Origin of the sequence: Endozoicomonas sp., assembly GCF_051008435.1 — a bacterium.
Classification (GTDB): Bacteria; Pseudomonadota; Gammaproteobacteria; order Pseudomonadales; family Endozoicomonadaceae; genus Endozoicomonas_A.
This window is the reverse complement of the sequence record NZ_JBPCXO010000202.1, coordinates 36,884-47,209: the sequence shown is the minus strand read 5'-3', so window position 1 is coordinate 47,209 and position 10,326 is coordinate 36,884. Positions and strand designations below refer to the sequence as shown.

At 47.4% G+C, this 10,326-nt stretch carries 10 protein-coding genes; 5 read left to right on the top strand and 5 right to left on the bottom strand.

Going from position 1 to position 10,326, the window contains the following annotated elements:
- Positions 1–115 precede the first annotated feature (115 nt).
- From ACR2PX_RS10360 to ACR2PX_RS10345, 4 genes are all read right to left on the bottom strand, one after another.
- Complete coding sequence (locus ACR2PX_RS10360) at positions 116–334, bottom strand: hypothetical protein (RefSeq protein ID WP_433999280.1); 219 nt, start codon at positions 332–334, stop codon at positions 116–118.
- A 9-nt stretch (positions 335–343) separates the two neighbouring features.
- The gene (locus ACR2PX_RS10355) at positions 344–1,174 is read right to left on the bottom strand and encodes a hypothetical protein (protein ID WP_433999279.1); all 831 of its coding nucleotides are present in this window, start codon (positions 1,172–1,174) and stop codon (positions 344–346) included.
- Between the two features lie 132 nt (positions 1,175–1,306).
- On the bottom strand, positions 1,307–1,864 hold the full coding sequence (locus tag ACR2PX_RS10350; protein WP_433999278.1) for a hypothetical protein: 558 nt from the start codon (positions 1,862–1,864) through the stop codon (positions 1,307–1,309).
- A 459-nt stretch (positions 1,865–2,323) separates the two neighbouring features.
- Positions 2,324–3,223 (bottom strand): YiiX/YebB-like N1pC/P60 family cysteine hydrolase, encoded by a 900-nt coding sequence (locus tag ACR2PX_RS10345; RefSeq protein WP_433999277.1) that lies wholly within the window; start codon positions 3,221–3,223, stop codon positions 2,324–2,326.
- Positions 3,224–3,546: 323 nt separating this feature from the next.
- Between ACR2PX_RS10345 and ACR2PX_RS10340 the strand changes: the two genes are divergently transcribed.
- Together ACR2PX_RS10340 and ACR2PX_RS10335 are read left to right on the top strand one after the other, a co-directional pair.
- Positions 3,547–4,116: a DUF1285 domain-containing protein gene (locus ACR2PX_RS10340; RefSeq protein ID WP_433999276.1), complete on the top strand. Its 570-nt coding sequence runs from the start codon at positions 3,547–3,549 to the stop codon at positions 4,114–4,116.
- On the top strand, positions 4,116–5,015 hold the full coding sequence (locus ACR2PX_RS10335) for a nucleoside hydrolase (protein WP_433999275.1): 900 nt from the start codon (positions 4,116–4,118) through the stop codon (positions 5,013–5,015). The genes ACR2PX_RS10340 and ACR2PX_RS10335 overlap by 1 nt, the downstream gene beginning before the upstream one ends.
- A 455-nt stretch (positions 5,016–5,470) precedes the next feature.
- Here the strand turns inward: ACR2PX_RS10335 and ACR2PX_RS10330 are convergent, their stop codons facing one another.
- Positions 5,471–7,129: an electron transfer flavoprotein-ubiquinone oxidoreductase gene (locus ACR2PX_RS10330; RefSeq protein ID WP_433999274.1), complete on the bottom strand. Its 1,659-nt coding sequence runs from the start codon at positions 7,127–7,129 to the stop codon at positions 5,471–5,473.
- A 638-nt stretch (positions 7,130–7,767) separates the two neighbouring features.
- On the opposite strand from ACR2PX_RS10330, the gene ACR2PX_RS10325 reads away from it, so the two are divergent.
- From ACR2PX_RS10325 to uvrY, 3 genes are all read left to right on the top strand, one after another.
- Positions 7,768–8,517: an electron transfer flavoprotein subunit beta/FixA family protein gene (locus ACR2PX_RS10325; protein ID WP_433999273.1), complete on the top strand. Its 750-nt coding sequence runs from the start codon at positions 7,768–7,770 to the stop codon at positions 8,515–8,517.
- Positions 8,517–9,446 carry an electron transfer flavoprotein subunit alpha/FixB family protein gene (locus ACR2PX_RS10320; protein WP_433999272.1) on the top strand — a complete coding sequence of 310 codons (930 nt, stop codon included), beginning with the start codon at positions 8,517–8,519 and terminating at the stop codon, positions 9,444–9,446. Before ACR2PX_RS10325 ends, ACR2PX_RS10320 begins: the two co-directional genes overlap by 1 nt.
- A gap of 197 nt (positions 9,447–9,643) precedes the next feature.
- Positions 9,644–10,300 (top strand): UvrY/SirA/GacA family response regulator transcription factor, encoded by a 657-nt coding sequence (gene uvrY, locus ACR2PX_RS10315; RefSeq protein WP_433999271.1) that lies wholly within the window; start codon positions 9,644–9,646, stop codon positions 10,298–10,300.
- Positions 10,301–10,326 lie beyond the last annotated feature (26 nt).

Below are 10,326 nucleotides of genomic sequence, written 5' to 3'. Positions count from 1 at the left end.
AAAGACTACTTGCCGGTATTTCTTGATGGCACTGAAATCGAAGTGACAGGGCGTCATTTTGAACAGGCTGACGTTGGCTACAGCGGCAACAGGCAGTATTGGCTTCATAATATTTTCATTGGCCATGAAATAGCGATGAGACCGGGTTTGAAATCCATATTTTGACATTCATGCCAAGCTGATCAATCGGCACCGCTCCGGCTGTACGTAGGCAATGATAAAGCATAGCCTGATAGTGAAGCTCAGAGCCAAGCACCTGAAGGCACTCTTCCTGAATCATAGGCCATGCTCTCAACAGAGCATCTTTAGCATCCGTTATCGTGGTAATGTCCATATCAACTGATCATTCTTGACGATGTTTTCCGGTTGGAGCCATATGCCACATAAACGAATGAACATCGATCATGTCACGGGGCTTTAGTGCGCTGATTTTGCTCTTAAGCCAACGACTGAAATTTAAAATCTGGTCATACAGCTCAAAAGAAGGAGTCGAGTCGTATCGAACAGGGTAGCCTGAAATATCCAGACTTCTCTTTAGCATTTCTGGCTTAACAAACATATGTTGCTCAGGATCAGACAGAAACAGAAAATAGGTGATGTATGTCCATTTTTTTAAACCCATTTTTTCAAGAAGCAAAACAAAATGATCGAATCGATGGTGTAAGTCGTCTTCACTCCATAAAAATTGGTATAACCCGTTCATGAACAGAGACTGATTTTCCTTGATAGTGTCGAGCAGTATGGGTTTCTCAAAGCTACCTTGGATAAAGTTTGTCAGGCTGACCAGTCGAGCGACTCTCTCATACAGTTCATCGTACTGTTCAGAGCTAATAAGTTGTTCAAACTCTGGCTTGCCAAGTAGCAGCTGGAACTGTTGGCAAGCATTCACCTTGTAATTCCGCTCTTCTTCAGCCTGAAGGTCTCCATAGAAGCCACCGGGATAACGCTTTTCGAACGTAGCGATCATTCCCGGAATGTTTCTGCGTTCCAGTTCACTTTCCACTGCATCCAGAAGAGCGGCGGCCATACGCCGTGATGATGGATTCTCCAGTTTACTCACTGCATTTTTATGAAGTATCCGTAACTCATCGATGGATTTATCAGGTAATTTCTGGCTGATGCTATGAAGTCGATGGGTTTCTTGCTCTGAAAGGCCGGAATGGTTGCTATTCATGGCAAATTGATCACGCTGTTTATGACGATTAATTATTTATCGGCATGTTGTCACAATTTGAACAGCTTTAAGCTTCCTTTAAGGGGAACCTTGTACGATTCTAGTTTTGACTCGAAAGTACAGGAGTAATAGTCAGTCAGGCGGAAAATCTGCACCATCCGCCTGAGCTGCCTGAAGTGCCAAGCCGACAATATCTGTTTTTTGGCTGGGATTTAGCTGTAGAATCAAATCCCGGAGAAGCTGAAGTTCAGACTCTATCTGCTGCTTGCTTGCCTTCACCTCGTATCGGCTCATGATGTATTTCCAGACTTGATTGGTGTTTATTTGCACAGATTTACCCAGTTCTATATGCCCAAACTGGGAGTAGAGCTGTTCAGTTGCCTCTTTGAGTTGGATCAGGTAATCCCCCAGCGTTTTGCCTTGTAACGGGGTTATATTGAGCTTCAGTTCTGTGCCTTGCTCAAGAGCGGATGCACCTGCTGTTGACTGATAGAGCAGTCTGGCTTTCTCGGCTTTCAGGTTGTTCTCTACCTGTTCTGCCCATCCTCTGGCTTCCTGTTCATAATCATCACCGTCTTTTTCAGAAAACGTTTTAATCTTGTTCACTTGTTTGCCATTGAGCCAGACTCGGGCAATAGCCTTGACTCTTCGGGTGCCATCAGCACCGGTTCTGTTTTGAAAAGTTGCCATAGAGCCTCCAGAACTGGTACTCAAATTAAGCACCGGATTTTCTGGTACTTATTGTGAGTGTCAAATGGGGAGAATTTGGGGAGAAATGAGAACAAAATTGGCGACTATATGCCACCCAATGCTCAAGGTATAAACATGCGTGCCAGTGACTTCAATACTGACAAAAACCTTGATAGTCGTGGCGTACAAAGAAATTACAAGCAAAAAGAAACCCGCGCCTCTGGGGGAAGAGTGCGCGGGCTAAGACCATTAGGAGTGAAACATAGGTACACAATCCAAGTACCAAGGTCATATTACTGACCCAGGCTGATTGGCCGTAGGGGGAAGTCGACCGAATCAGCACGTGTAATTATGGTGCAGAATCTTAATGCGTCCACTGAGTTATAAGATCAATTCAGAATAATCAGATTTACTGTTACGCTCGATGACAGTTTTGATCGGGTTTTAGCGACCCCTGCATCAGTTCAGAGTGTTTCGATTGCCCAGGTTTTCGGAATCGACCCCACCGTTTAATCCCATCTGCTGCAGCTCTTTCATCTTATCAGGGGTGATGTAAAGATCGCCTTCGCGGCCTTCGAGTGCACCATGGCCATGCCAGGGAAGTAACTTGTAATCCGAGTGGTGGGTGTAATCCAGGAAGGGGTATTTAATGATCTGAAAGTAGGGGGAATAGTCAAAGTCACTGGGGGTACAAAGCTTGGGGTTGCGCTGAAATAACTGAACACCGTTTTCTCCATCCAGTTTTACCAGCGGTAGAATAGGGAAGTGTATAAAGCTGAAAGCTTCAGCAATCATGCTGGAGCAGACTGTTTTGGTCTCATCCCCCGGCGAGTGTTGAAAAAGAGAGGATCGCCAGCGTCTGGGCATAATGGAGTAGGGGAAAAAGAACCGAGCCAGATCCAGAACATGGCGAACGTTATAATCCAGTCCCAGTCGGCTGACTGCGTAATGAATAACTTGTTGGCTGTCAGAATAATTCAGACCGTTGGGACGACAGATTCTCAGGTGTTCGCCTTCATAGCGGCTTAAAGGGTGCACAACAGTTCCGAAGCCCAGTTCGCTTTCTATGATTAACTGATCGTCAGGGGAACCCTGATAAGATTCTTTTACGGTCTGGCGAATGCGGTCATCTTCTATATCATGCAGACGGCCAATATATAACATGGCATGGGACCAGGGACTCTGGGTAATCTGCTTGATCACATTGCTGACTCGTGATTTTCCTTCAACGAGTATGACGTCACAGGGTTTGAGTTCGTGGCGGATACGTTCGAAATCACAAAGATGACGTGGGCTGTCTTCGGGCTCTTGCATGAGCCAGTTGGTGAGTAAGCCAGCGAGTGACTTGACGAGCTGCATGATTCTTCCCTGTTGGTCTTTAACTGTCTCAAACAGCTTTAAGCGGAAACTGCCGCTCTCCCTGGATCCTGAAAATGCCCGGTATCCTGAGATAATGACATTTTCAAACGATTTTCCTATAAAGAGTAACATCGGCCATATCCCTGATAAGATGATCGGTGGCTCGCTACAGGCTCTATTCTTACACTGAATCCATTCAGCACTGGATAGAGATAAATCAGCGGTCTCCTTATACAGACGATATAATGGCTGTGTTGCACCAATGTTTCATCGCACCGCCGATTTTTCGCCAGAACAATGACAACAGGCAGAGGGTCCGAATTATGAGTGATCAACCCGTTTCACCCACAAAGCTGGCCGAGAGCCTCAAGCCTCTCCACAAGCAGAAGGGATTGCCTCCTATCCATTTGTGGAACCCCGACTTCTGCGGGGATCTTGATATGAAAATATGCCGGGATGGCAGCTGGCTGTATATGGGGTCACCTATAGCCAGAGAATCCATGGTTAAACTTTTTTCAACCATTCTCAGACATGATGATGACAACTGTTTTTACCTGGTGACGCCGGTTGAGAAAGTTAGAATTCAGGTGGAAGACGCCCCCTTTGTTGCCGTTTCGGTGGAACACAAAGGCGATGGGCTGATATTCATGACCAATGTTGGCGATGAAGTGGTTCTCGATCAGGAACATCCTTTATGGGTAGAGGTTGACCCGTCAACCGGAGAGCCTTCTCCTTATATCAGGGTCAGAGCTCAGCTGGATGCCCTTGTCCACCGCAATGTTTTCTACCAGTTAATAGAAATGGCTGAAGAAAAATCAACAGATAAGGGTGTTGAGCTGACTATCAACAGTCAGGGGCAGTCATTTTCTTTGGGTACCCTTGGAGATCACTGATGGCCAAACCCTTGTCAGTCATTATCGATACCGACCCCGGGATTGATGATGCCGTTGCTTTGTTGCTCGCCTGGGCGAGCCCTGAACTCAATGTTTTGGGTATTACGACAGTGGCTGGCAACGTGGAACTTGAGCAGTGCTATTTGAATGCTCATCGTCTCAGACAACTGGCCAGCAGGATGACCCCGATTTATTCGGGTTGTTCAGCCCCGATCCTGAAACCTTTGCAGGTGACTCATTCCATTCATGGTCGTGATGGACTTGGGATGAGCTGGCCCAGAGTGGATGTTCCAAAAAGTACCCAGCACAGTGTCGACTTTATCATTGAGCAGGCGCTGAATCATAAAAACTCGCCCATGACTCTGTGTATGCTGGGTCCGTTGACTAATCTTGCTACCGCACTGATCCTGTGCCCAGAGATCAAAGAGGGAATAAAGCAGGTGGTTTTGATGGGAGGGGCTCTGGAAAGCAGTGGCAATACATCTCCGGTTGCAGAGTTTAATTTTTACACGGATCCTCATGCTGCAGCCAAAGTCTTTGATTCTGGCTTACCCATAGTAATGAGCCCTTTGGATGTGACCAGACAGACTGAGGTGGTAGCATCCTGGCTGGACGCTATTCGAAGTCTGGACACTCCGGTCTGTAAAGCGGTCTATGAAATGCTGAGTGCCTATCGCTCAGGTAGTGGAGGAGGGTTGCACGATCCCTGTATTGTTGCCTGGCTGATTGCCCCTGAGCTGTTTACCGAAAAACGTTGTGATGTCAGGGTGGAAGTCTGTGGCGACAGGGAAGGGCAATCGGTGCCTGAATGGAAGGAGGACGGCAAGGTTCTGAGTTTGACGGATGTGAACGTCGATGGTTTCTTGGCTTTGTTAAAAAACCGTATCCAGTCACTCTAATCTTCTGCATGCCAGTCATGTCGATTCAACACTAGAATCGACCGTTTACTTTGCTTCCGAGATGAAAAAGAAAAATAGCAGCAACGGCCGCTATTGAGGCAAAGATGTGCCAGATATTCAATGATTCTCTGAATATCACGATGCCGACTATTACAGAAGTAGTGACAATCGACATGACAGCATAGAGTGTGTAGTAGCTTGTTCCAAAATGGTTGTATAGGAGCGTGACCCCAAGATAAGAAGTGGTGACGCCCATTCCACTGACTTTACCTGACCGTTTACGTCTAAATGATTCAAAAAAGTGTATAGAACTTCCTCCTTGTCATTCTGTTCAAGTATCTCAGATGAAAAACGCTATGACTGAAACGGTCGGCTTAGAAAAGGGGCATACACAGACATCAGGTCTATCCCATAAAAAAGGAGCCAATAAGGCTCCTTTTTTACAGTCTACAAGATTACATGTTCGGGTAGTTGGGTCCACCAGTACCTTCTGGAGCTACCCAGGTAATGTTTTGGGCAGGGTCCTTAATGTCACAGGTCTTACAGTGAACACAGTTTTGACTGTTGATCTGGAAGCGCTGTTCACCCGATGTTTCGTCTTCCACAATTTCATAGACACCAGCCGGGCAGTAACGTTGAGCAGGCTCATCGTATTGGGACAGATTATCTTTCAGTGGAATGGAAGCATCTGCCAGTTTCAGGTGGCAAGGCTGATCTTCTTCATGGTTGGTGTTGGACAAAAACACGGAACCTAAACGATCAAAGCTGATGACACCGTCTGGTTTGGGATAATCGATTTTTTTACTCTGCGATGCGGGCTTCAGTGTGGCGTAATCCGGTGTTTTATCGCGCAGGGTAAACGGCAGTTTGCCACCAAAGATATTCTGGTCAACAAAGGCAAAACCGGCGCCAATAAAGTTGCCCCATTTATGCATAGCCGGGCCAAAGTTTCTCTGGGCCTGCAGCTCAGCACCCAGCCAGGAGTTTTCAAAGGCCTGAGCGTATGAAGTGAGATCTTCGCCGCCTTCAGAACCACTGCTGATGGATTTAAAGACTTCTTCGGCAGCCAGCATGCCTGACTTCATGGCCGTGTGAGAACCCTTAATCTTTGCACCGTTCATAGTACCGGCATCACAACCAATCAGCATTCCGCCTACAAAGGTCATTTTCGGTAAAGATTGCGGGCCACCTTTGGCCAGAGCACGGGCACCGTAAGAAACACGCTTGCCACCTTCAAGGTACTTTTTGATGGTTGGGCTCTGCTTGTAACGCTGGAGCTCTTCAAAAGGGCTGACGTGCGGGTTGGAGTAACTCAAATCGGTAATCAGACCCAGAGCGACCTGATTGTTTTCAATATGGTAAAGGAAGCCGCCACCGGTTGAACCACTTTCCGTCAGAGGCCAACCAGCAGTATGAACTACCAGACCTTCGGAGTGATTTTCCGGAGCAATATCCCAGAGTTCCTTGATGCCAATGCCGTAGTGCTGGGGATCTTTGCCTTCGTCCAGATTAAAACGACTGATCAACTCTTTACCTAGCTGGCCACGGCAACCTTCAGAGAATAGGGTGTACTTGGCATGCAGTTCCATACCGGGCATGTAACTGTCTTTCTTCTCGCCGTCGGCAGAGATACCCATATCACCCGTAGCAATGCCTTTCACGCTACCGTCTTCGTTAAAAAGCACTTCGTTGGCAGCAAAGCCAGGGAAAACTTCTACGCCCAGACTTTCTGCCTGTTCAGCCAGCCAGCGACAAAGATTGCCCAGACTGATGATGTAGTTGCCTTCGTTGTGCATGGTCTTAGGTACAAAAGCACCAGGCACTTTCATGGCTTTTTCCTGGGAACTCAGCCAATAAATATCATCGGATACGACTTCGGTATTAAGTGGTGCGCCTTTCTCTTTCCAATCCGGAAACAGTTCATTCAGTGCGGTGGGCTCGAAAACAGCACCGGAAAGAATATGGGCTCCGACTTCAGAACCTTTTTCGACGACACAGACAGAGAGTTCTTGACCTGTTTCCTGTGACAGCTGCATAAGACGACATGCGGCAGACAAACCAGATGGTCCAGCACCCACAATGACCACGTCAAATGGCATAGACTCGCGTTCCATGATGGATCCCCTCCCTCAGCCGGGTTATCACATGAAGATTTTCATACAATGTTCTTTATTCTGAACATCTCAGGCCCCATTATTCTCATCATTCAGGGCATAAAATGCAGAAGAATCTTTTGGTATGGAAATCAAACAGTTGTTTGAATTTTTTCTGCATTATACCGGCTCAAACGGAAATGGCCAGTATTCGCTGTATTGGAGCCAGTGTGATCCGGGCAATTAAGTCGAGTCAGGCTCCTGGCAGAAACGTTTATCGCAAATAAGACACCTGTTTTTTCCAGGCTTTTTTTTCGAGAATCTAAGCAAGGAAATTAACGATGCCACTGCATTCTACAAAAAAATAGCCAGTGTTTTATCGGTATCATGACTTGCACTCACAGATACCCAGGGCTCCGTAATGGTTGGATATTCTAATGAAAGGCACTGGTCAGACACATAGTTCGTTACGCCTATTTGATAATCATCAATCTTAAACATAGGTTTGAACCCTTATTGACGTGCTGGTAGACTGCCCACACGCAGCGCTGTGAAACAATGATAACAATTGATGCTCCGCGCGATGTTTTCGGAGATTTCATGCCCTGCTTCACAACCAAGTATCCAGTCATAGTATAAATAAGGAAGGCTGCGAACCCATGAAAATACTTGTAGCAGTCAAGAGAGTCATCGACTATAACGTCAAGGTTCGTGTAAAGGCGGACCATAGTGATGTCGATCTGACGAACGTAAAAATGGCCATCAACCCTTTCTGTGAAATCGCTGTTGAAGAAGCAGTGAGACTGAAAGAGAAAGGTGTCGCCACTGAAATCGTTGCTGTTTCCCTCGGTACCAAAGAGTGTCAGGAGCAGATACGTACCGCTCTGGCTCTGGGCGCTGACCGTGGCATTCTTGTTGAAACAGATGAAAAACTCGGTTCTCTTACTGTAGCCAAACTTCTGAAAGCCATTGTTGATGAAGAAAAACCTGACCTGGTGATCCTGGGTAAGCAGGCCATCGACAGTGACAACAATCAGACCGGACAAATGCTGGCCGCTCTGGCTGGTCTACCACAAGGAACATTTGCTTCTGAGCTGACCGTCGAAGACGGCAAGGCCAGTGTGACCCGTGAAGTAGACGGCGGTTTGCAGACAGTTTCCCTGTCATTGCCAGCCATTGTTACTACGGACCTGCGCTTGAACGAGCCTCGTTATGCTTCCCTGCCCAACATCATGAAGGCCAAGCGTAAGCCTCTGGTCACCAAGAACCCCGCTGATCTAGGTGTTGAAGTAGCTTCCAGTCTGACCACTCTCAAAGTTGTACCGCCTGCAGAACGCAGCGCTGGTATCAAAGTGGGCAGTGTTGATGAGCTGATCGAAAAACTGAAAACTGAAGCGAAGGTAATCTAATGGCTATTCTCGTAGTTGCAGAACATGATAATGCAGCCCTGGGCGCAGCCACTCTGAATACCGTAGCTGCAGCTCGCCAGATGGGTGATGACGTTCACCTGCTGGTAGTAGGTTCTGGTTGCGGCTCTGTAGCAGAAGCTGCTGCAGCCGTTGAAGGTGTCAGCAAGGTTCTGGTCGCCGACAACGCAGCTTACGACCATCAACTGGCTGAAAATGTCAGCCTGTTGGTGGCTGAGCTGGGTAAAGGCTATAGCCACATCCTGACTTCTGCCAGCACCAGTGGCAAAAACTACCTGCCTCGTGTAGCGGCTCTGCTGGATGTTGATCAGATCTCTGACATCATTCGTGTAGACAGCCCTGATACTTTTGCCCGCCCAATCTATGCCGGTAACGCTATTGCTACCGTACAGAGCAGTGCGCCGGTTAAGGTTATCACTGTTCGTAGTACGGGTTTTGATCCTGTCGCCGCTACCGGTGGCAGTGCAGTGGTAGAACAGCTGGACGGTGCTCATGATGCCGGTATTTCTTCCTTTGTGAGTGAAGAAATGGCGAAGTCTGACCGTCCTGAGCTGGGTGGTGCTGAAATTGTAGTTTCCGGTGGCCGTGGTATGGGGAACGGAGAAAACTTCGAAATCCTGTACAAGCTGGCCGACAAACTGGGCGCTGCAGTGGGTGCATCCCGCGCTGCTGTCGATGCAGGCTTTGTACCTAACGATATGCAGGTAGGTCAGACAGGTAAGATTGTCGCTCCTAATCTGTATGTTGCTGTAGGTATTTCCGGTGCCATTCAGCATCTGGCAGGTATGAAAGACTCTAAAGTCATTGTTGCTATCAACAAAGATGAAGAAGCTCCTATCTTCCAGGTAGCCGACTATGGTCTGGTAGCAGATCTGTTCGAAGCCGTTCCTGAACTGGAAGGCAAGCTCTGATAATAGAGTGATGTATTGCTATCGGCCTGATTGACGTCTGGTCGGTAGCTGACAAGCCTGTAGTCTGATTCTTATCGTCGACAGGCTTTTTTCTGAGTGATCACATTGGAGTGATTTACCATCAGGGAAGTAATATGTACCCGGTACAAGATGGGTTAGGAAAATAATAACCATAAAGATGCAGGTTGGAGTTTGTCATGATTCGCGTACTGATTGCAGACGATCATGATCTGGTGAGAACGGGTTTATCCCGTATGCTCTCTGATATACAGGAACTGATCATCGTTGGTGAAGCCTGCAGTGGGGAAGAGGCGATAGAGAAGTGTCGTAGCTTGCAGCCCCAGGTTGTATTAATGGATGTCCGGATGCCAGGTATTGGCGGACTGGAGGCTACCCGCAAGATAAGTCAGTCATTTCCTGATGTACAGGTCATTGCTGTGACGGTCTGTAATGATGAGTTGTATCCTACCAAGCTGATGGAAGCCGGTGCAGCCGGGTATGTTACCAAAGGGATCAGTATCGACGAAATGGTCAGTGCCATTAAAGCGGTCGCCATTGGTAAGCGTTATATCAGTCCGGATATTGCTCAACAAATGGCCCTTAAGTCCTTGCAGCCTTCTTCTGGTTCCCCCTTTGAAAAACTGTCCAGCCGGGAAATGCAGATTACCCTGATGATTGTGAATTGTGAAAAGGTACAGACCATTTCTGACAAGTTATGTCTGAGTACCAAAACAGTGAACAGTTATCGTTATCGTATTTTTGAAAAGCTGCAGATCAACAGCGATGTTGAACTGACGCATCTGGCAATCCGTCACAGTTTGATTGAAGCCGGGCAAGACGTAGTGTCAGCCTGAAGTCTGGTACGGGGTTGAAGAGACGA